This is a genomic window from Propionispora vibrioides, from assembly GCF_900110485.1.
Taxonomy (GTDB): domain Bacteria; phylum Bacillota; class Negativicutes; order Propionisporales; family Propionisporaceae; genus Propionispora; species Propionispora vibrioides.
Genome location: NZ_FODY01000034.1, coordinates 1 through 21267, shown reverse-complemented (window position 1 = coordinate 21267; position 21267 = coordinate 1). Strand labels below are relative to the sequence as shown.

Below are 21267 nucleotides of genomic sequence, written 5' to 3'. Positions count from 1 at the left end.
GTAAATGAAGAACAACCATTAATAGCTATGATGTGCCATTTTCCGGTGCTGGGCACGGGCATAACCGGATAGGGCGTAATTCATAACAAAATAGATCAAGGCGATCATCCCAAAGATACAAAACACCTGCGCCGATGTCCCGTATTTGCCCATGATGATCATCCCCTTGCCGGTCAAATCCTCAATGCCCACTGCCCAGACAAAGGAAGTATCCTTAATGACCGTAGTGCATTGCGAAACCAGTGGCGGAATCATGTTGCGCAGCGCCTGCGGCAATACAATATACCGCAGCGTCTGCCAATAGCCGAAGCCCTGCGAACGGGCCGCTTCCCACTGTCCCTTATGGATGGAATTCAAGCCGCCCCGAACAATCTCGGCCACGATCGACGCCGTAAAAATGGTCATGGCCGCCACACCGGCCTGCACCGGCGGCAAGGGCGTCATAAACCGGACAGCCAAAATGAACAGCAATAGCGGCGTATTGCGCACGCTTTCAATATACAGGGCCGCCGCGGGAGCAAACAGCCGGTGACCGGAAAACCGGGCAATCCCCAGAATGGTCCCGGCAATCATGCTGAGCACAATAGATGCCACAGCAATATACAGGGTAGTCATAAGCCCGGCGCCAAGGAACAGGAAGAGTTCAGGCTGAAGCAGTTCACTGATCATAACGACACCTCCAGCTTACGTTCCATCTCCCGGGCGTAACGGGCCAGCGGATAACAGATAATCCAGTAAAGAATGCCTGTAACCACATAGGCCGGCCCATAATACAGATTGGTACTGGCCCAGGAATCGGCATGATACATCAGATCGCCGCCGGCGACCATTGCCATAACGGACGTATTTTTTATCAAGCTCACCGCCTGATTGGTAAGCGGCGGCAAAGCCATCCGCTTAGCCTGAGGCAGTACAATGTGGCGCATAGCACTCCAGTACGAGAACCCCTGGGAATAGGCGGCCTCATGCTGCCCCCGCGGGATGGACTGGATGCCGGCCCGCACAACCTCGGCAATATAAGCGCCATGGTAAATGCCGACCCCCAAAACCCCTACCGAGAAAACCGGAAGCATAATGCCCACATGAGGCAGGCCATGATACAGGAAGAATATTTGAATAACCAACGGAGTATTTTGAATAAACTCCACATAAGCCCGGTTGATCGTCCGCATTGATTTATAGTGCGAGGTTCCCATGACCCCCAGCACAATTCCCAGTATGATAGCCAGGCTGAGTGCTAACGCCGATAATACCAAAGTTGTTACAAAACCTTCGGCAAAAACCGGCCATTCCTGAAATACGGCTACCCACTTAAACCATGCGAAAGGTCCGGTCACTATTTAAGACCCCATTTTTTGATCAGCTTATCCATGTCGCCGGATTTTTGCATTTCGGCAACCGTATCATCGACCAGTTTAGCCAGGCTGGTGTTGGATTTTTTGGAGGCGATCCCGTATTCTTGCGGACTGTAACGATCCGGTAAAATCACAGTAGAGTCATCCAGATAGCCATACAGAATTGCTCCATCCACCGAGAAACAATCTACACGGCCGGAATCCAAGGCGGTTTTGATTTCCGGATAGGTTCCGAATTCCAGGAAGTCCACTTTAATTCCCAATTTATTCACTTCGTCCACTAACGCTTTTTTGCTGGTTGCACTTTGGGCTACACCAATTTTCTTGCCGTTCAGATCTTTCAGACTGGTTATGCCCGAGTCCTTCTTAACCATCAGGGCAACACCGTCGGTAAAGTATGGTTCGGAGAAATTATAACTTTGTTTGCGTTCGTCGGTAACGGTAAAGGTAGCGATAACCAGATCCACTTCGCCGTTATCTAAGAGCGGTCCGCGGGTCTTGGCCGTTACAGCCTGTACCTCCACTTTATTTTCATCGCCGAGAATCTTTTTAGCGATGCTTCTGGCCAGATCGATTTCCATACCGTCAATCTTGCCGGTCTGCGGATCTTTAAAGCCAAATTTCGGAACATCCACCTTAACGCCGACCTTCAACACGCCCCGTTCCTTAATTGCTTTGATATCCGATGCGTCGCCACCTGCCGATGTTGATGACGGAGCGCTGCTGCCGCAGCCGGCCAGGGCCATAGCCATGACAGCCAGTAAAGCTACAAGAGAAAACCACTTTTTCACAATAACTCCTCCTCTACTTTGCTCTATACTCAATTAATGATTAATCCGGCTAAGGAACAGCTTGGTGCGTTCATGGGTCGGGTTGATAAAGAAGTGTTCCGGCGTCCCCTCTTCCAATATCTGCCCTTGATCCATAAAGATGACACGGTCCGCCACTTTACGGGCAAAGCCCATTTCGTGTGTCACCACCACCATGGTAATTCCCTCCCCGGCCAAACCAACCATAACATCCAGTACTTCCTGAATCATTTCGGGGTCCAGCGCCGAAGTCGGCTCATCGAACAACATGATTTTCGGATGCATGTTGAGCGCCCGGGCAATGGCCACCCGCTGCTGCTGTCCGCCCGACAATTGGGCCGGATAAGCGTTGGCCTTGTCTTGCAGTCCAACCCGTTCCAGATACTTGAGCCCCGAAGTAACAGCTTCCTCCAGCGGCACACCCTTGATTTTGACTGGTGCCAGCGTCAAATTTTCCAGGACGGTTTTATGCGGATACAGGTTAAATTGCTGAAACACCATCCCGATGGACTGACGAAGAGCCGGTACCGGAGCTTTCGGCGCATTCATCTGCACCTCATCAACGACAACCTTGCCCTCGGTAGGCATCTCTAAGAGGTTCATACACCGGATCAGCGTACTTTTTCCCGATCCACTGGGTCCGATGATAACCACCTTTTCTCCCGACTGAACAGTGAGGTTGACTCCTTTTAGTACATGTAAGGAACCAAAGTATTTATGTATGTTTTCTAATACGATCACCTTGTCTATCACCCCTTTTTTGGCAAAAAAAGCCACCAAAGCTTTTAAACCTTCGCTCCAGTGGCAACGCTGCCCTTAGTATCCTATTAACCGCATCTAACATAAATTTTAGCACAAAATTCTTCTCTTGGCTATATACTTTTTTTGGTTATGTCTCTTCGGAACGCACGTTATGGCTGTAAAAAAAACCAAACCGAGACAATCGTGTATATGTTTTGTAAAGCAGCCGATCAGATCAACAGCATAGTTGCCGGGTAAAGCCACTCTGTAAAGTATGCTATCACATATATATGCAATAACTTGTCTTTTATCCCTCCGATACACAAATGCCTCCATCTGTGGACCTTAACAGCGGCTCACCTGGCAGGCAGCTCTCCGATAAAAAAACATACCTGCCGGTGCCGGCAGGTATGTCCAAGATCATTAGTTTCCTAGGTAACCGCTGATTAATTCACACTGCGCGTCCTGACGGAGCTTTTTCCGCCTGGCTGCATCAGCAAAACCTTGAAATAGGGGCCGCTATTCCTGCGGTTTTTCTTCCTTGCCAGACGAAAAAATCTCTCGCCAGCCCGACAGGTTCATTTAATCAGTGGTTACCTAGACTATTTTCGTAGTCCAGTCCTCCACGTTCCATACATGGGTAACCCAATCCTCATAAAAGTCAGGTTCGTGCGATACCAGCAGCACTGTCCCTTTAAATTCCTTAATTGCCTTTTTCAATTCCGCTTTGGCCTCCACATCCAAATGGTTGGTCGGTTCGTCCAGCACCAGCCAGTTTACCTCTTTCAGCATCAGCTTGCAGAGCCGCACCTTGGCGCTCTCGCCACCGCTAAGCACCATCATCTGACTGGTAATGTGCTCATTGGTCAGACCGCAGCGGGCCAGCGCAGCCCGTACTTCAAAGTTGGTCATACCGGGGTACTCGTTCCATACTTCCTCCATCGCCGTATTGGTGTTGTTTCGGCTGGATTCCTGCTCAAAGTAGCCGGGAAAGAGATAGTCCCCCAGCTCCACCTTGCCGGCAATGGGCGGGATTTGCCCCAGCAGCGTCTTTAACAGAGTGGATTTGCCCAGTCCGTTTACGCCCCGGATGGCTACCTTCTGGCCCCGTTCCAGGGTAATGTCGACAGGCCGGGTTAACGGCTCGTCATAGCCAAGCACCAGACCGGCGGCTTCCACAATAAACCGTCCCGGCGTCCGGGCTTCCCGGAATTGAAAAGAAGGCTTGGGTTTTTCCCGCGGCTTCTCCAGCATTTCCATCTTGTCCAGCCGTTTCTGCCGGCTGTTGGCCATGCCGCGGGTGGCCACCCGCGCTTTATTGCGGGCGATGAAATCCTCCATCCGCTCCACTTCCTGCTGCTGCCGTTCATACGCCTTCTGCTCCTGGCTTTTCTTCATGGCATACATCTGCTGGAACTGCTCATAATCGCCGGTATAGCGGGTCAATACGGTATTTTCCACATGATAAATCACGTTGACCACTTCATTAAGGAACGGAATATCATGGGATACTAAAATAAAGCTGTTCTCATAATTTTTCAAATACCGCTTCAGCCATTCAATGTGATCAACATCCAGATAGTTGGTCGGCTCGTCCAGAATCAGAATGGTCGGATTGGTAAGCAGCAATTTGGTGAGCAGCACCTTGGTCCGCTGACCACCGCTCAAATCGGTGACGTCCCGGTCCAGGCCGATATCACCCAGCCCCAGCCCGTTGGCCACCTCTTCAATTTTAGCGTCGATCATATAAAAGCCGCCATGCTCCAGCATGTCCTGAATCTCGCCGACATCGGCCATCATTTTGTCCAATTCCTCCGGCGAGGCTTCACCCATTTTGTCATACAGGCCCAGCATCTCCGCCTCCAGATCGAACATGCCCTGGAAAGCTTCACGCAGAATATCGCGGATGGTTTTTCCCTTTACCAACACGGCATGCTGGTCCAGATAGCCCACCGTCACCCGGTTGGACCACTCCACCTTGCCTTCATCGGGTGTAAGCTGGCCGGTAATAATATTTAAAAAGCTGGATTTTCCTTCTCCATTGGCCCCGATCAGCCCGACATGCTCTCCCTTTAACAGCCGGAAAGAAGCATTCGCCAAAATTTGCCGGGCCCCAAAACCATGGGTAACATTTTCAACAGTTAATACGCTCATTCACCAAACTCCTGTCTTCTTTTACAATGCTTTTTTCATTTTAGCGCGAGATCCATAAACCTGTCAAAGAAAATAGTTCCTACTCTGAGTCACTAAATCATTCGATAAAATGGCAAGGATTTTTTTGTCCTGCAAGGCGGAGGAGCCGCACCTATCGGACATAGGTAAGGCGACGACAACGAAACGGGGCGAAAAAAGGCTGCCCGATATCCATGTATTTAGATGACGCAGAGTACCGGGCGGTAGGAAAACAGTGTCGCCGGCTAGAATGCCCTTAATAAGATTAGACAATAAAAAGGAGGCATTCTTATGCTGCAGGATTTAATCGAAGCGGGCTTTGGTAATAAAGAGGACCTGAACTGTGCGGAAAAAATTTTATACGGTGCCAATGAGGCGTACCATCTTGGCTTGAGTCCGGAGGCGCTTAAACTTTCCGCCGGCTTTGGCGGCGGCATGGCCATCGGCAGCGTCTGCGGTGCCCTGACGGCATCGATCATGGTGCTGAGCCATTTGTTCGTAAAAAACAATGCCCATGCCAGTCCGGTCATTAAAGATTTATCCCAGGAGCTGTTTACCGCCTATGAGCAGGAAATGGGCGATATTCACTGTACGCCCTTAAAGGATAAGCACCGCACGCCGGAATTGAAATGCCAGAAGGTCATCGCCAAAGCGGCCGAAATTCTGGACACCATTGTCCGGCGGGAACGGGAAAAAGGAACGCTACAATAAGGAGCCGGATAAAAATCCTGGCACCCTTGCTGCTCCCGCTACGGCGGGCTGGCCGATATGTAAAAGAGAAGCCCCGCGTCCTATGGCCGGTGACTTCTCTTTTTTCAAGACAAAAACTGGCAAGGTATTAGTTGCCGGCTTGCAGGGCAACGGCTTTAATAACCTTGGCCTTGTTTACGTTATAATCATACAGAGCTTGCGTATAGTTGGTCTTCGCCTGGGTCAGCGCCACCTGGGCGTCAATGACGTCAAGGTTGGTTCCGGCACCGGCACCGTATTTCACTTTGGCAATACTTAAATCTTCCTCTGCTTTGTTGACCGCTACCTGCGAAGTATCAATCCGCTCTTTGGCCTCCTGCATGGACGAGTAGTTTTGCCGCACTTCCAGTTCGATGCTGCTGCGGGTTTGGGCATCCTGTTCCTCGGCTTTGTCCAGAGCCGCCTGGGCACCCTTAACCTGCGCATTGGTCAGTCCCGAGTCAAACACATTCCAGTTGGCGGCTACGCCGACCGACCAGTTTTTATTGTCGCCGGGGAAATCCGAACCACTCCAGCCCTGGCTGCCGCTCATGCTGACCGTAGGTCTGTTGCCGCTTTTGGCAATCTCAACCCCGGCTTTGCTGGCAGCTATATTGTACTGCGATTGAATGATCTCCGGCCGTTTAGCCAGAGCCATGGCGATACTGTCATCCAGCGATGTGTCGTAGGGCGCATATTGTAGGCTGTCCTTGTACACATGCTCGGTGGCCAGCGGTGCGCCGATAATATTATTCAGACTGGAAACGGCTACATCGTAATTATTTTTAGCTTTCGTAAGATTTTGCTTGGCATTGGCCAGTTCCACTTCCGAACGCAATACGTCCGCCTTGGCTACCGTACCAACCTCATATTGAGCTTGTACCGTTTTTAAGTGCTCCTCCAGGCTGGTCACGGTTTCTTCATTCACCTGGACCAGATTTTGCGATTGCAGTACGGTATAGTAAGCATTAGCCGCGTCCAGCCGCAGCTCTTCCTGGGCCTTGACTACGCCTTGCTGCGCCGATTCGGCATTAATTTTAGCCTGATCAATCGTACTTTCCAGCTTGCCGCCTGTGTATAACGGCATGCTCAGTTTCAAAGATGTACTAAAGCTGTCGCCCACCTGTCCGGCAGTGGTGTCGCCGTGTGTTCCGGACGTACCTAAACTCAGAGATGGCATTTTGCCTGCTTTGGCTTGATCGATTCCATAACCGGCTTTTTCCTGATCTTTTACGGCCATCTTTATGGAAGGGTTATTCTGTAAGGCCATCGCAATACTGTCATCTAAAGAGAGTTCAGTTGAATCCGCGAATGCAGTGGTGGCAGACAGCATCATAACACTGCTGCTAAGCGCTGCAACCAAATAATTCTTCCAAACCCTTTGCTTTGCCATTTTTCTTGCTCCTTTGCACTATTTTATGACCGACTAGTCAGTCAAATCATATCATATTTTTATTTTATTGACAACTTATTCTGTAAACTAAATGGTTCTTCTCCAGTGGCAAAGAATAGAAACGCCGGGCATAAAAAAACCGAACCCCGCATTCGCATGCTGGTCCGGTTGATCTGCGATTTTCTATTAGATTCCATCGCCATACATGCACTCCTCCTCTAAAAATCGAATCGTGTGCTCAAACTTGATGACATTACCGTTCCGGATTGTGATGTTTACCTCACTAACCCCTTCCTTACGGGCTTTGCCGTAAGGCTCTTGCGTTTCTTTTTTCGCCGCTGCCTGTTTAACCATCTATACAGTCATCCTTCCTGCCCTGCCGGGCAAACACTAAACGTAAGCCACCCAGCCTAAGTGGGTTCTAAGCCGCCGTGCACAGTTTTCAGCTCATCCGCACAGGCAGTCTGCCCTTTACAGCATACAAAAAAACCCTTTCGAGGAAAGGGTTTTATACTTTCCTCTTATCTTTCAGGATTTCTCCTGCTGGAATTAGCACCACTGCATTGCTGCGGGTTGCCGGGTGTCATCGGGCCAGTCCCTCGACCACTCTGGATAAGAGCTTACGTTTTATTTTGTTGTTATCTATTTTACCGCGAGAACGTTACCCTGTCAATAAAAAATACCAGCGCCAACCAGCGGCCGGCAGCAGGAATTTTTCCCTTGACCTATAATCTTTGTAGCATATGTCTGTTATATCATTATATCCGTTAAGGAGGATCCTGATTATGAGTGAGTTTAACCAAGTGACCATAGTAAAAAAGGCCAACATCTATTTTGACGGCAACGTAACCAGCCGCACCGTTTTATTTGCCGACGGCACAAAAAAAACGCTGGGCATCATGCTGCCTGGCGAATATGAATTTGGCACGGCGGCGGCCGAAGTCATGGAAATCCTGGCCGGTGAACTGACCGTTCTGCTGCCCGGCGAAACCGAGTGGAAACAGGTTACCGCCAATACAACCTTCCAGGTGCCGGCCAATTCCAGCTTCCGCCTGAAAGTTACCCAAGTAACCGACTATTGCTGCTCCTACCTTTCCTAACCGGGACATGGTTATTAAGCAAAATAAACTAAGATAAACGATATGGCTGAACACCACCAGGGTTCAGCCATATCGTTTTATTCGTCCTGTTTTTTCTTATTTTGAGTTTTTTCCTGCTGACATTGATAGATAAACGTATTAAAAGCATCCACCGTCTCCACCGGCGGCTCTGCGGCAGGGTCCATTTTCTTAATTTTATAAGTTAGCTTGCTTTCCTTATTTTCTTTTTTAGTCACACCTAACACCCCAAATATCGCTATCATCTCTCAATAACGGCTAATATTTCTTCTACTATATCGTTTATGATTATAAATTATATTGCGTTTTCCGCTAAATGTAAACGGTATGTAGTAAGAAAAACAATAAATCCCTCACATTACCTGTCGTAATATGTTAAGTACCATATCTACCCGGTTAAAAGGGGTGATAAAGTAGAAGCCATCGACGAAAGGCTTAATTTTCCGGGCAAGCTCCACCGCCAGTTGAATGCCCACCGCCTCAGCCTGGGCGCGGTCCATGGCCGGATCAAACCGCCGGATATGCTCTTCCGGTATGGAAATACCCGGAATCTCGTTATTTAAAAACATGGCATTCCGGTAGCTGACCAGCGGCATAATGCCGCCCAGGATTTTCGTAGCGCCGGCCCGCTTAACCTCCGGCAAAAAGTCAATGACTTCATCGACGAAAATTGGCTGCGTCAAAAAAAAGGCAGCGCCCCGTTCAGCCTTTTTGGCCATCCTGCCCAGTTCAACCCGCTTATTAGCTACATTCAAATTGAGCGCTCCGCCGACATAAAACGGATCATCTTTAAACAGCTCACAGTTCATTTCAGCGATCAATTCCATAAAGCTAAGGGAAGTCCGGTTGAACACGCTTTTTATTTCGTTTTTGTCGGCACTGGCAATAGCATCGCCTGTAACCGCCAGTACATTGCGCAGGTTTTCAATATGGCCGGCCAGCAGACTGGATTTTAGAGCGTTGACATTTTTATCCCGGCAACAGATATGGGGCATCGTGGCAATGCCTGCCTCGCGCTGGATTTTGGCGGCCAGCATCACCGAATCCACCCTGGCTTTGGCCATGGGGGAGTCGGCTACGGTGATTAGATCAACTCCGGCCTGACGGCAAAGGTGGGCGTTATGCAAAATTTTATCAACCGAGGTATCAAAGGGCGGGTCCAGCTCCACGGCAACTACGAATTCGCCGTGCGACAGTTTGTCACGCAACTGGTTAGGCGCGGCCTTGACCGGAAGCACCTCCCGCACCGTCACCGGTCTGTCTTCCACCGGCGAAACGGCCGACTGATTCAGTCGCTGAGCCGTCTTTCTAATATGTTCCGGCGTTGTACCGCAGCAGCCGCCTAAAATCCGTACGCCCAAAGCGCTGATTTGTTCCATAACTTCGGCAAAGTAATCGGGATTCTGAGCATACACCGTACGTTCATTGACAATCTCCGGATAGCCGGCATTAGGCAGGACTGAGACAATATCGCCGCGGTCGCGTCCGGTCAGGTTTTTCAGCGCATTATATAAATGCGTCGGCCCAACACCGCAGTTAAACCCGTAGGCGTCAATAGCGGCAATCTGCTTAACCTCCCGGACAATCCGTTCGTTACTGATGCCCCGGCGGGTAAAGCCGTCCGGCGTAGTGGCAAACTGGGCCCAGATAAAGGCCTCCGGCCGCTGCCGCTTGATATGAGCGGCCACCTCGGCCAGATAGTCGGTGCTGCTGAAGGTCTCAAAGACAAACAGGTCAACACCTTCCGCCAAAAAAGTATCGGCCAGGAACAGATATTCCGCTAAAATCCGGCTGCGATCCCCTTCGGCTGTTCCGGAAATAATTTCGGGTACCGGACCGATATCGGCCGCCACCCAGACGTTCTTCCCGGCGGCTGCCTGCCGGGCAATATGATAGCCGGCCTTGATGATTTCTTTCACTTCTTCCTGCGGCAATTGCAGCGAAAAAGAATTGGCAGAAAATGTATTGGTCCGGATCAGCCTGGCACCGGCCTCGATATATTGGCAATAGATAGCTTGAATCTGAGCCGGTTCGGTCAGATTGGCCAGTTCGGAGAAGGCGGTGTCACGGCCGGTGAGCGCCGCATAGTAGGTTCCCATCGCCCCGTCGGCCAGGACGCTGTGTTTCTGTAAATATTCCTTAAACAAATGATACAACCCCTTACTCTAAGTCAACGGCCTGTGGCTAGCCTTCATGCAGCAGCGGCAATACCTTACGGTAAAGCAGCAGGGTAAATACGGCAATCACAAGGCCCTTAATGGCGTTAAACGGCGCAATCGCCAAGGTAACAAAGGTTTTTAAATCAACAATATGCGGATTGGCCGCCGATCCCATGGCGATGACTTGTTCCAGCGGGAAATGCAGCACCGCCTGATATAGCGGGATCAAGACAAAATAGTTAAGCAGCGAAGCCGCCGCCACCATGGTTACCGAGCCGGCCGTCAACGCCAGAAGCGCTCCCTGGTAGCAGCTATGCCGGCGATAAACCAGTCCGGCGGGGACTAAGAAGGCTACGCCCACCAGAAAATTGGCCAGTTCGCCGATGCCGGCCGTCTGGGTTCCTGCTATGTGGAGCATATTTTTGATCAAATCGACCAGCACACCGGCCACCGGTCCCAGGGAAAAAACGGCAATGACCGCCGGCAGTTCACTGATATCCAATTTCAAAAAGGCCGGCAGCATCGGAACAGGCACTTCAAAAAACATCAGCAAAGTAGCCACCGCTGCCAATAGACCGATCTTTGCCAGATACTGCGTCTTATACATTACAAGTCCTCCCTCTATCCGGGAAAAGCAAAAGCCCGGAAAATCTCCGGGCTGAAAAGATCCTCTTTTATCTTCTTTCATCCAGACTGTACTGTCGGCCTTGGAATCACACCAAGTCTGCCTTATACTACTCTCCCATTAAAACCATCACGCTTTATAGAAGAATAGTATTACGGCTCGTGGGCTTGCAGCGAAAACTGCTTACCACCGGTTGGGAATTTCACCCTGCCCCGAAGATATATCGTCTTATTTTTTTGTTTATCATACCAGATTTTCCACCAATACTCAAGTAGCCGTTATCTGGCTGCCGGCGCCGGCGACAAAGTAATTTTCGGTGATTTGTGCAATATCCGGCGGCAGTCCCAGCGCTCCCATATTGTTCAAAACATTAACCTGCAGGAGAATGTCGATGCCGGCCGGCACCACCACCGGTTCATTGTTGACAATGCTGCTCAAATTACCAAAAACAAACACTCTTAGCACGTCGTTAATATCGCTTGCCACGGCCACAACCATCACATCCTCCATCCGTACTTCAACCGGCCGTTACGGCAGCGGTTCACTGCCAGTATATGCCCTGTTTTCACCACCGGCTACAACTCTAATCAGCTTCAGCCCGGCGACCTGTAATAAAGAAAGAAAAGAACGCCCCGCACAAACAAAGAAGGGACAAGGCAAAAAACACATCTTCAAAAGACAATACGCTGGCATGTTGCTGCAGCATTTGTCCCAGTAACAGTTTGAATTGGGCGTACTGCTCCGGCAGGAGTCCCCGTCCGGTGCTCCAGCCGTGCAAGGCCTCGGATAGCAGTTGGTTATCCATCCCCTTATCGCCCCATAACGTCCGCAGCAGGCTATACAGTTCCTGCGTCGACCGGACCGCCGGATTCAGATAGGCGTTCAATACCTGGGAATGATGGATTTCCCGGTTGGTCAGCAAAGTTTCAACAAAGACAACGCCAATACTGCCACCGATAATTTTAGCCAGATTAAATACGCCCGACCCGACCCCGATCTTGTCCTTAGGCAACGACGCAATGGCACAGTTGCTTAACGGCGACATGGTAAAACCCAGACCAATCCCCAGCATAACCAGACGGATGAAAAAGTTCCGGGACGAAAAATCAGGATTGATCTGACTCAACAGATAAATGGCCAACGAGATGAGCAAAATGCCGCAAGCGGTAGGCAGCCGCGACCCGAAGCGGTCGGCCAGCCGACCGCCGACCGGGGCAAACACCACCATGGTGGCCGTCATGGGCAGCAGCATAATGCCTGCCGTCATGGAACTGTAATTTAAGATGGTCTTTAAAAAGAAGGGCAGCAAAAACATCGCGCCATACATGGCGACAAAGGATAAAAATCCGATGATATTGGCAATGGCAAAATTTTTGTTTCTAAACAGCGTCAGCTCAATCATCGGCTGTTTTACATATAGCTCGACCATGATAAACAGCACCATGGCGGCACCAGCCGTATAGAACAGCGAAACAATATATAAAGAATCCCAGCCTTCCTTCTGTCCCTGATTAAGCGCAATCAGCAGTGAACTGATGCTGAGAATCAAAAAGCCTGCGCCAAGATAATCGGCCCCCGCCTTTTGATTTCGCTCAAATTTTGGAATAATGAGAAAAGCCAGCATAATGCAAATAATACACAGGGGAACCACCGAAAAAAAGATGGACCGCCAACTAAAATGTTCGATCAAATAGCCGCCGATGGTTGGTCCCATCGCGCTGCCGGCTGCCGCCATGGCACTCCAGATGCCCAGCGCCTGCCCCCGTTCATAAGGTTCAAAGGTGGCCGCCACAATAGCCATCGCGTTGGGCAGCAGCATGCCGGCTCCCACCCCCTGAATGACCCGTACGATAACCATAAAGGTGGAATTGGAGGCAACGCCGCACAGCAGCGACGCTATAGTAAAAATCGTCATTCCCGCGATGTAGGTCTCTTTTGTGCCAAACTGGTCGCCCAGTTTTCCCGTCAGCGGCAGGGTGGAGCCATAGGGCAAGAGATAGCTCAACGAAACCCACACAATAGAGTCCATATTAAAATTCAGTTCCTGCATCATATTCGGCAGGGCAATATTGACACAACTGCTGACATAAGCACTGAGCACCGTCCCCAGGCATACGGCAAATAAGACGGAGTATTTTTTCATCATAACTGTTTTACCTTCTCCCGGTTAGCGCACATGAATTTCAATGATCGCCGACATGCCCGGTTTTAATTCTCCATCCGCCGCATTTTCAGCCTGAATTTTTATCGGCAGCCGCTGTGTCACTTTCGTAAAGTTTCCCGAAGTATTCTCGTTAGGCAGCAGCGCGAACTGCGACCCGGCCGCCGGTCCTACTTCCTTCACCTTGCCGGTAAAGGTTTTGCCCGGATAGGCGTCTATCGTAAAGCTGACCTCCTGGCCGGCCTTGACCTTGCCGATATAGGTTTCCTCAATATTAGCGGCAACCCAGACATCCGACAGATTGGCTATGCTTACCAGCGGCTGTCCGGAGGATACCACTTCGCCGTCTTCCACCGACTTTAAGGCCAGTGTGCCGCTGACCGGTGCTTTAATGACCGTATCATCCAGTTGCACCTGGGCACTTTTTACCGCCGCCTGGGCTTGCTGTACCTGGGCCTGCAGCATTTTTATATCTTCCGGCCGGGACCCTTCGTTAGTCACACTGTAAGAGTTCTGGGCCGCCTCATACTGGGCCTTGGCTACCTCCCAGGCCGTTTTCGCCGCATCCCGCTGCTGGGCTGAAATACCGCCCTGACGATAGAGCGCTTCCACCCGTTCATATTCCTTCCGGGCATTTTCCATCGTCGCCTGCGCTTGCGTCACCGAAGCACCGGCTTCGGCAATTTCCTGCGGCCGGTTGCCGGCCTCGGCCAGCGCCAGTTTGGCCTGCGCTGCCGCCAGAGCAGCCTGCGCCTGCTCCAGTTGTGCCTGGAATTCCCGTTGTTCAATGGTGGCAATCACCTGGCCGGCTGTTACGGCATCCCCCTCCTGCACCAGCAGTTTTTCCACTCTGCCGGTCACTTTGGCACTGATATTGACAATTGTCCCTTTCACCCGGGCATCGTCTGTCGAGACAATCCGGCTGCTGCGAATCCACCACCATACGCCGCCGCTGACAGCAATTAAAACAATCAGCCCGACGATCACTCCCATTGTTCGTTTACTTAGTCTATTTGTTGCCTGACCCATTGTCCACTCTCCCTAATTACAGTAAATCATTTCGAATAATTTGTATGTTCCGTTCTACTTCGTTCAATCGTGCAGTCACCTTTTTCACCAGCTCGGGAATATAAGCACGGCCCTGCTCGGTAATTGAATAAATACGTTTGCTGCGCTTATCGTTATCTTCCCAGTGTCCCACCACATAGCTCCGTTCCTCCATAATCCGCAGCAACGGATAGAGCGCATTGGGATTGGGTGTAATCGCCCCCTGGGTGCGCCGTTTGATTTCCTCCGCCATTTTGTTGCCATAAGCCGGCCCCTTGGCTAAGAAGGTAAGCAAATACAACGCCATAATAATCTTGGTCCAGGTTTTCTGCTCACTTTTTTGCACCACTTCTATCACCGCCTAATTTTAACATTAGTAATCAGAACAATATTAATCTTAATATGATTTTAATTAACAAGCAATCCCGCTACGTTGCGATAATTCCAGAAATTAGCCCGTTTTTTTGCAGTTATCCGCTATTAAAGCGGACCTCTCTCCCTTTCCATTCTTATCCGCAAAAAAAAACGGTACTCGTCTTCAGTACCGTCGCTTCCAATCTCTAAAGCATCGCTGCCTATTTATATTGCCAATAGCATAACCGGCGCTCTAAGTAGTCAATCAAGGCGAACAAAAATAGCCCGATCAGACTAAGCACCACAATGCCGGCGTACATTTCCAGATAATTCACCCGCATCCAGGCGTCCATAATAAAATACCCCATGCCGTACTGCGTGCCAAAGGTCTCGGTGAAAAAAAGCACCGAAACGGCTGTCGCCATCGCCACTCGCAGCGAGGTGAAAAACTGCGGCAGCGACGCCGGAACTAAAATGTCCCGCGCCACCGCACCAAACCTAGCGCCCAGCGAATAGAGCGGATAGTAGGTCTCCCTGGGAATGCTCTTTACACCATCCCGTACGGCCACCACCACCTGGAACACAATGATTAAAAAAATCATCAGGATTTTCGAAGCCTCGCCCAGGCCAAACAACAGCATCAGAACAGGCAGCAGGGCGATTTTCGGGATGGGATAGGTCAGATAGACCAGAGGCGATAACGTCCTGTCCCAGCGGGAAAAATAGCCCATACATAACCCTAAAGGCATGCCGGCTGCCACCGCCAGCAGAACGCCCGCCAGAATACGCCACAGGCTGTAAAAACCGTGGGCGGCAATTTTTGCCGCAAAAATTTTAATCAGCGTGACCGCCACCAGCACGGGATAAGGAATGATCGGCAGGTTGACCAAAGCGGCGACAGCCTGCCAGATGATCAGAAAGAGCGCTACCCCATACAGATATCCCAGCCCTGCTCTTTTGCTCCTCATAGCGACCAGTCCTCTTTTATCAGTTTACGCAAAGTCAGGCACATCCGGAAAAACTCAGCCTGTTCGCGGACCGCCTCCTGCCCGAACAGGGGATTATCCAGCACCTGACTGACCTGGCCGGGACAGCCGGATAAAATGACAATCTTTTTGCCCAAATACACAGCCTCCTCCACATGATGGGTGACCAGAAAGGTCGAAACGGCGTGTGTCTTCCAGACATGAAGAAATACTTGCTGAATTTCCTCCCTGGTCATCGCGTCCAACGCGGAAAAAGGTTCATCCATCAACAATAAGTCAGGCTGCAACAAGAAGCTGCGGGCCAGCGATACCCGCTGCTGCTGCCCGCCGCTTAGCTCGCCGGGATAGCGTTTTTCCAGTCCGCTAAGCCCCAGTTGGCCGATGACCTCCTGTATGGCCTGGCCGGACCGGGCTTGCTTTTTTATTTTCGTCCCGAGACAAATATTCTCATAGACATTTTTCCAAGGCAACAGGCCGTAATTTTGCGGAATAAACCCGATTTGCTGCTCGGCCGGCCGCAGAGGCTGTCCGTTCATTTCTACCTGTCCCGTAAAATCGGTAATAATGCCGGCCAGCACCTTGAGGAGCGTGGACTTGCCGCAGCCGGAAGGACCGATGATCGCACAGGTTTCACCGGGAGCAAGCTCCAGATTGATTCCGGCCAGCGCCGTATAGTTTTCCTCCTGTGAGGTATAGCCGACGGTCAGTTCTTTGATCCGAAGCATGACCTGTTACCTGACAAACCGGTCGTTAACCAGTTCTTCATAGGAGTAGCCCTTTTGGATCAACTGCTTTTGCTGCAGCCAGGCAATAACCGCCTCCACATCGGCGGGAACAGGAGCGGCGGCTTTTTTATACTGCGGCAGTTCCAGCGAATCTTTCACCACCGCCGGGAAGCCGGCTTTCTCAATCACCAGATCAATATAGCTGTCTCTGGGTTCTTTTGCCAAATACTCAATCGCCTTGTTGTAAGCCCGGTACATGGCGGCAATCTCCTTGGCTTTTGCTTCTGTCGCCTTGTTGGTAAAGAGCATAACGCCCGGATTAATGCCCAGTTGTTCCGAACTGCTTACCAGCCTGGCCCCACTTTTCACGGCCAGCGTTGCCAATGGGTCGGGCAGGGTGGCGGCAGCGATTTTGCCATTTTGCAGCATTTCCAGCCGCGCCGGAATTTGCGGCACAATGACCTTGTTCATATCATCGGCGGCCAGTCCACCCTTGGTGCCGATCGTATCGGTCACATACTCGATAATGGTGTTTTTGGAAATCGCCACATCTTTTCCCTTTAGGTCCTGCAGGGCCGTCACGGCTTCGCCCTTGCCGGCCACCAGTTTGTAATTGCCTGTGGTGGCCGAAGTAATCACCGTATCAAAACCGCCGTCCTTGGCAAATGCCTCAGCCAGCACGTCGGAAATCGCCCCGTCCAGATTGCCGCTCTGCAAGGCACTGTCCCGGTCGACAGCACTTTTAAACGATTTGAGCGTGACATTCACGCCTTCTTCCTTGAAAAAGCCCTTTTCCTGCGCAATGATAAACGGGATAGAATCCACGTCCGGCATAAGTCCTACCGTAAGCGTCTGGCCCGCCTGCTCTCCGGTGCCGCCGCCTGGTCCCGTTCCGCAGCCGGTCAGCGCCAGCATAAACACAATGCTTAACATGATAACAACTAATTTTCTCATCGTTCAACCCCATTTCCCAGCCGGATACACCGCTCCGGCCACATTTTACCGCAACGAATAAGGTCAGGAAATATATCTCTGACAATATTCTAAGCCAACAGCCTTTTGTTTATGTTTACAAGTTCTGTGGCAAAAGGCAGAATCCTGCCGTTAAAGCAAAGAAAGCACTGTGAACCGGTGGCGAGACCGGCTCACAGTGCTTCTCTCAGTCAATACATATTCCCTAGTGATTGGGTACCGCCGTCAGTTCCTCCGAAACCCGTTTGAAAACAGTATGGTACACCCAAACGGCATTTATCAGCAACAAGGCGCTGGTCAAATAAAACACATAGTAAATTCCGAAATGGGCGGCAATCTGTCCCCCGGCCAACGCGCCGGTAAAGGTTCCGAAAAACTGGGCCGCCTGATTGTAGCCAAATACCCGTCCGGCAATTTCATCGGGAATACTCTGCTTTAAGAGCGTATTGATCGACGGCATCAACGCGGCCGTGGCGATCCCCAGCAAAAAGCGCAGCATCATAAGCTGCCATTCATTTTTAACCAGTGCCTGGGGCACAAATAAACAACCCGCCGCAATTAACGCCACTAGAATAACCTTGTGAGCGCCAATCCGGTCGGAGAGCTTGCCCAGTGAGGAAGCCGCCAGTATGCTGGCCATCCCTGACGCCGCAAAGACCAGGCCGGCAATGACCGCCAGGTGATCATTACCGGGCGACAGCGTGTCAATATAGACAGTAATAATCGGTTCAATGGAAAATAGCGCCACCTGCAGCACAAAGGTGGTAAAGAACATGGACAGCAAGAGCCGCTGATCGGGCAGCTTCTGCCAAACCTCCTGGAAACTGAGCACCTCTTTTTTATTGGTCACAACCTTTTCTTTCACAAAGAACAGGGTTAACGCGAAGGCCAGCAGCAGCAAGGCTCCCATCACAAAAAACATGTTCCGGAAGCCTGTCGCTTCCGCTAAGTAACCGCCCAGCAAAGGCCCTAACAGCGTGCCGCCCACCACACCGGTAGAAAGTGTCCCCAGCGCCCAGCCGGCTCGCTCCTTCGGCGTTTGAGTGGCAATCAGTGTGATCGCACCCGAATTAAAACCGGCAATCGTCCCCAGCAGCAGCCGCAGACCTACCAGTTCGTAAACGTTTTGCACAAAACCCATACAACTAACAATAATGGCCATGCCCAGACTTGCCCTAAGCAGCATGGGCTTACGGCCATATTGATCGGCCAGTTTGCCCCAGAGTGGCGAGACCAGCCCCAGGGCCAGCGTCGTGCAGCCAAAGGCGATCCCTGACCACAGCTCAATATCCGCCGTGGCGTGCACTCCTAAATGATCAATATATAAAGGCAGGATCGGTGCCACCTGACTTAAGGCTGAAGACGTTGCAAACGCGCCCAGCCAACAAATAAACAAATTTCTTTTCCACATTTCCATAAAAAATCCCCACTTTAGCGCCTGCCCGGTACTTGTCAGTCCTAAAACATGGCGAGGCTATTTTTTGCAATACAAGGCAGAGGAAAGAAGCATACCGAAGTATGCGGACTGGCGCCAACGAAGCGTTGCAGGAGCTAGCTCGCCAGCATTCACTGAATTAAGACGGATAAAGTACCGGTGTCCTCAGGCATCTTTACCCTGCTCCTCCCCAGCCAGCACTTCCAGGCCGCGGATAAAGGTATCTAAGAGCTGCTGGTAGCTTATGTCCCGTTCCGCCGGCTGAGCAAACCAGCCGGACGCCTCCAGCGCCACAAACCCGTGCATGACGCTGCGCAAACCGCGTACCGCATGGACAAGAGCCTCGTCCTGCAGCCGGTAGCCGCGCAGCACGGCATAAAACACTTCCATAAGCTCCTTCGTTGCCGCCTTCACGGCCGGGTCCTCCCGGTCCGACCAGGCAACAATCGCCTGATACAGGCCGGGCCGTTCATGAGCAAATAGACGGTACTCGGCAGCAATGGCCCGGATAGCATCCTGCCGGGCTTTTCCCACAGCGGCTTCGCCGATCCTTGCCCTAAGCTGGCTGCTGCCAAACACCGCCAGCCCCTTCCGCAAATCAGGCAGCCCCTTAACGTGATTATATAGTGACGGCTTACGGACACCCAGACGGTCGGACACTTCGGTAAGCGTCACCGCCGCCAGCCCGAGTTCGTCGGCGATTTGCGCCGCCGTTTCAATCAATATCCGGTTATTTAGACCTATCCGTATCTTCAAATAATCCCTGCTTTCCTTTCGCTGACCGGACTTGTCAGCAACTTCACTAACCACATTTATACTAATACTAACGTCGTTAGTTGTCAAGCGGCAAAAGCCTGCTTTAGAAAGGCGTTGTCGCTTATTTCGGGCAAGAAAAACTTCCTCTCTCCCTAAACAATGAGAAGGCGCTCGACAACTCCCCTTCTCAAGAGGCCAGCGAACTATTGCTCCGCTTGCGCAGCTTCCGCAACTCAGGCAGCGCCACCCCGGCCAGAATCAACGCTACGCCCAGCCAGCGCACTTCGCCGACCGGCTCATGCAGCACCAGGGAAGACATGAGTACCGCCACAGGCAGCTCCGCCGCTCCCAAAATGCCGGCCATACCCTCACCAACATGGGGTACGCCAATGGCAAACAAAAGCGGCGGCAGGAAGGCGCCAAAAAAACCGAGCAACGCGCCAAACAGCAGCAGCGGCCCCCATAACGAACCGTTAAACAAAAAATAAGGCGGAAACAGAATTGCTAAAAGGATAAAACCGCCGGTAACCATCCAGGCACTCCGGCTTATCGGATGAGCAGACGACACGACTCTGCCGCTGAACAAAATAAAGCAGGAGTAGCTGACTGCCGCCAGCAGGCCAAACAGAATCCCCCACCGGTCGAAAGGCACCGCAGCTTCACCCAGTACACCGGCCGCCAGCAAGGTGCCCGCCAAAATAACCAGCAGGGCCAGCAGCATGTTTTTTCCCGGCCGCCGGCAGGTAAGGACCGCCTGAATGGCCACGCCAATCCAGGTGAACTGGAACAGCAAAATAATAGCGAGCGAAGCCGGAATATAGCGAAGCGACTGATAATACAGCAGCCCGGTAATGACGGTAGGCGCTCCCGCCAGCATAAGCAGGCCTCTTTGTCGCCAGGTTAAACTCGTATAGGAGCTGTCGTCGCCCTGATTGCCTCGGCCCCCGTCGGTCTTAGCCGATTTTCTTTTTTGAATATAAAACACGGACAGCCAGGAAAGCAGCACACCGGTCAACAGTTGAGTGCCCACAATTTCACCAAGCTGAAACCCGGACTGATAAGCCAACACAACAATCGTGGATAATACCCCGTAACTTGCGGCTCCCACAAAAACGGAAACAGAATATTTCATAATATACATATCCTCCTGTAAGCTATGTCAAACAGTTGTATTGCACAAAAAAATCCTAACCACGGATAAGGACATTCCTTATCATCGTAGTTAGGAAGTATAGGCTCCCTGTAGAGACCCCCACCCTATGATTGCGGGGCTATACGAGAAATATCTGAAGTTGCACAATACATTCTATATAGTACACGGCCAAAAAGTTCCTGTCAATAGCCTCCCCCTACCTGCGCAATCATCATAAGCTCGCTGATCATCCGCCTCTCGGTCGAGTAGAGGCGGAACTCACATTCCAGCCCCCCTCACGGAACCGGACTTGCCCTATTAAGGCATCCGGCTCTTCATAGCAGCATTTACTTACGTTTAGCCATAGATATTCACATAGATTCTCGCTTTTGCTAGCGGGAATCTATCTGTTAGTTTTGCAAATCCTTCCCACGTCAAGCTCTTCTTTTGGCTTCTGCGATTGAGTATTTCAAACAATTTACGCCGTACGCAGTATCCAAAGGTATGGATTCCATTGCTGTTGTCGGTTACCCCATAGTAGCGAAAGTGCCCAACCAGCTTGGCATTTATCTGTTTGATCAAGGTTCCTAGCTCCGTG

General features: G+C 51.2%; 23 protein-coding genes and 3 riboswitches. Of the genes, 2 read left to right on the top strand and 21 right to left on the bottom strand.

Annotated elements, in window-relative coordinates; all coding sequences use genetic code 11:
- Positions 1 to 18: 18 nt before the first annotated feature.
- The 5 genes from BMW43_RS19050 to abc-f all read right to left on the bottom strand — a co-directional run bounded on the left by BMW43_RS19050 (position 19) and on the right by abc-f (position 5059).
- The gene (locus BMW43_RS19050; RefSeq protein ID WP_091751592.1) at positions 19 to 669 is read right to left on the bottom strand and encodes an amino acid ABC transporter permease; all 651 of its coding nucleotides are present in this window, start codon (positions 667 to 669) and stop codon (positions 19 to 21) included.
- Positions 666 to 1337, bottom strand: a complete 672-nt coding sequence (locus BMW43_RS19045) for an amino acid ABC transporter permease (RefSeq protein WP_091751589.1) — start codon at positions 1335 to 1337, stop codon at positions 666 to 668. Before BMW43_RS19045 ends, BMW43_RS19050 begins: the two co-directional genes overlap by 4 nt.
- Positions 1337 to 2146 carry a transporter substrate-binding domain-containing protein gene (locus BMW43_RS19040; protein WP_091751586.1) on the bottom strand — a complete coding sequence of 270 codons (810 nt, stop codon included), beginning with the start codon at positions 2144 to 2146 and terminating at the stop codon, positions 1337 to 1339. The genes BMW43_RS19045 and BMW43_RS19040 overlap by 1 nt, the downstream gene beginning before the upstream one ends.
- Positions 2147 to 2179: 33 nt before the next feature.
- Positions 2180 to 2905: an amino acid ABC transporter ATP-binding protein gene (locus BMW43_RS19035; RefSeq protein ID WP_091751641.1), complete on the bottom strand. Its 726-nt coding sequence runs from the start codon at positions 2903 to 2905 to the stop codon at positions 2180 to 2182.
- Positions 2906 to 3502: 597 nt separating this feature from the next.
- Positions 3503 to 5059, bottom strand: coding sequence for a ribosomal protection-like ABC-F family protein (gene abc-f / locus BMW43_RS19030; RefSeq protein ID WP_091751583.1), 1557 nt, complete (start codon positions 5057 to 5059; stop codon positions 3503 to 3505).
- Positions 5060 to 5368: 309 nt separating this feature from the next.
- Here abc-f and BMW43_RS19025 point away from each other — a divergent pair, with 309 nt between their 5' ends.
- On the top strand, positions 5369 to 5788 hold the full coding sequence (locus BMW43_RS19025; protein WP_091751580.1) for a C-GCAxxG-C-C family (seleno)protein: 420 nt from the start codon (positions 5369 to 5371) through the stop codon (positions 5786 to 5788).
- Positions 5789 to 5915: 127 nt separating this feature from the next.
- Here BMW43_RS19025 and BMW43_RS19020 read toward each other — a convergent pair whose 3' ends face one another.
- Positions 5916 to 7199, bottom strand: a complete 1284-nt coding sequence (locus BMW43_RS19020) for a TolC family protein (protein WP_091751577.1) — start codon at positions 7197 to 7199, stop codon at positions 5916 to 5918.
- A 186-nt stretch (positions 7200 to 7385) separates the two neighbouring features.
- Positions 7386 to 7553: a hypothetical protein gene (locus BMW43_RS21270; RefSeq protein ID WP_177173685.1), complete on the bottom strand. Its 168-nt coding sequence runs from the start codon at positions 7551 to 7553 to the stop codon at positions 7386 to 7388.
- Between the two features lie 164 nt (positions 7554 to 7717).
- A riboswitch (SAM riboswitch) is annotated at positions 7718 to 7818 on the bottom strand.
- A gap of 166 nt (positions 7819 to 7984) precedes the next feature.
- Here BMW43_RS21270 and ppnP point away from each other — a divergent pair.
- Positions 7985 to 8299, top strand: a complete 315-nt coding sequence (ppnP, locus tag BMW43_RS19015) for a pyrimidine/purine nucleoside phosphorylase (RefSeq protein ID WP_091751574.1) — start codon at positions 7985 to 7987, stop codon at positions 8297 to 8299.
- 77 nt (positions 8300 to 8376) lie between these two features.
- On the opposite strand, the gene BMW43_RS21265 is transcribed toward ppnP, so the two are convergent.
- The 14 genes from BMW43_RS21265 to BMW43_RS18950 form a co-directional block, all read right to left on the bottom strand.
- Entirely contained in the window at positions 8377 to 8535 is a 159-nt protein-coding gene (locus BMW43_RS21265; protein ID WP_177173684.1) for a hypothetical protein, read from the bottom strand.
- 135 nt (positions 8536 to 8670) lie between these two features.
- Positions 8671 to 10464, bottom strand: a complete 1794-nt coding sequence (locus BMW43_RS19010; RefSeq protein WP_091751571.1) for a bifunctional homocysteine S-methyltransferase/methylenetetrahydrofolate reductase — start codon at positions 10462 to 10464, stop codon at positions 8671 to 8673.
- A 37-nt stretch (positions 10465 to 10501) separates the two neighbouring features.
- Positions 10502 to 11083, bottom strand: a complete 582-nt coding sequence (locus BMW43_RS19005; RefSeq protein WP_091751568.1) for an ECF transporter S component — start codon at positions 11081 to 11083, stop codon at positions 10502 to 10504.
- A gap of 65 nt (positions 11084 to 11148) precedes the next feature.
- Positions 11149 to 11325: riboswitch (FMN riboswitch) on the bottom strand.
- A 43-nt stretch (positions 11326 to 11368) separates the two neighbouring features.
- Positions 11369 to 11599, bottom strand: a complete 231-nt coding sequence (locus BMW43_RS19000) for a hypothetical protein (protein ID WP_091751565.1) — start codon at positions 11597 to 11599, stop codon at positions 11369 to 11371.
- An 85-nt stretch (positions 11600 to 11684) separates the two neighbouring features.
- Positions 11685 to 13247, bottom strand: coding sequence for a DHA2 family efflux MFS transporter permease subunit (locus BMW43_RS18995; RefSeq protein WP_091751562.1), 1563 nt, complete (start codon positions 13245 to 13247; stop codon positions 11685 to 11687).
- A 21-nt stretch (positions 13248 to 13268) separates the two neighbouring features.
- Positions 13269 to 14291, bottom strand: a complete 1023-nt coding sequence (locus tag BMW43_RS18990; RefSeq protein ID WP_091751559.1) for an HlyD family secretion protein — start codon at positions 14289 to 14291, stop codon at positions 13269 to 13271.
- Between the two features lie 16 nt (positions 14292 to 14307).
- Positions 14308 to 14658 carry a PadR family transcriptional regulator gene (locus tag BMW43_RS18985; RefSeq protein WP_245732626.1) on the bottom strand — a complete coding sequence of 117 codons (351 nt, stop codon included), beginning with the start codon at positions 14656 to 14658 and terminating at the stop codon, positions 14308 to 14310.
- A gap of 226 nt (positions 14659 to 14884) precedes the next feature.
- Positions 14885 to 15631 (bottom strand): ABC transporter permease, encoded by a 747-nt coding sequence (locus BMW43_RS18980; protein WP_091751556.1) that lies wholly within the window; start codon positions 15629 to 15631, stop codon positions 14885 to 14887.
- Positions 15628 to 16374 (bottom strand): ABC transporter ATP-binding protein, encoded by a 747-nt coding sequence (locus BMW43_RS18975; protein WP_091751553.1) that lies wholly within the window; start codon positions 16372 to 16374, stop codon positions 15628 to 15630. Before BMW43_RS18975 ends, BMW43_RS18980 begins: the two co-directional genes overlap by 4 nt.
- A gap of 6 nt (positions 16375 to 16380) precedes the next feature.
- A complete protein-coding gene (locus BMW43_RS18970; RefSeq protein WP_091751550.1) occupies positions 16381 to 17328 on the bottom strand; it encodes an ABC transporter substrate-binding protein in 948 nt (315 codons plus the stop codon).
- Positions 17329 to 17551: 223 nt separating this feature from the next.
- Positions 17552 to 18763, bottom strand: a complete 1212-nt coding sequence (locus tag BMW43_RS18965; protein ID WP_091751547.1) for a multidrug efflux MFS transporter — start codon at positions 18761 to 18763, stop codon at positions 17552 to 17554.
- Positions 18764 to 18946: 183 nt separating this feature from the next.
- Positions 18947 to 19537, bottom strand: a complete 591-nt coding sequence (locus tag BMW43_RS18960; protein WP_143050666.1) for a TetR/AcrR family transcriptional regulator — start codon at positions 19535 to 19537, stop codon at positions 18947 to 18949.
- A gap of 187 nt (positions 19538 to 19724) precedes the next feature.
- Positions 19725 to 20669, bottom strand: a complete 945-nt coding sequence (locus BMW43_RS18955; protein WP_177173682.1) for an EamA family transporter — start codon at positions 20667 to 20669, stop codon at positions 19725 to 19727.
- Positions 20670 to 20736: 67 nt separating this feature from the next.
- Positions 20737 to 20836, bottom strand: a riboswitch (purine riboswitch).
- A 190-nt stretch (positions 20837 to 21026) separates the two neighbouring features.
- Positions 21027 to 21267: group II intron maturase-specific domain-containing protein (locus BMW43_RS18950; RefSeq protein WP_281246135.1), on the bottom strand; the 241-nt coding region annotated here is incomplete at its 5' end.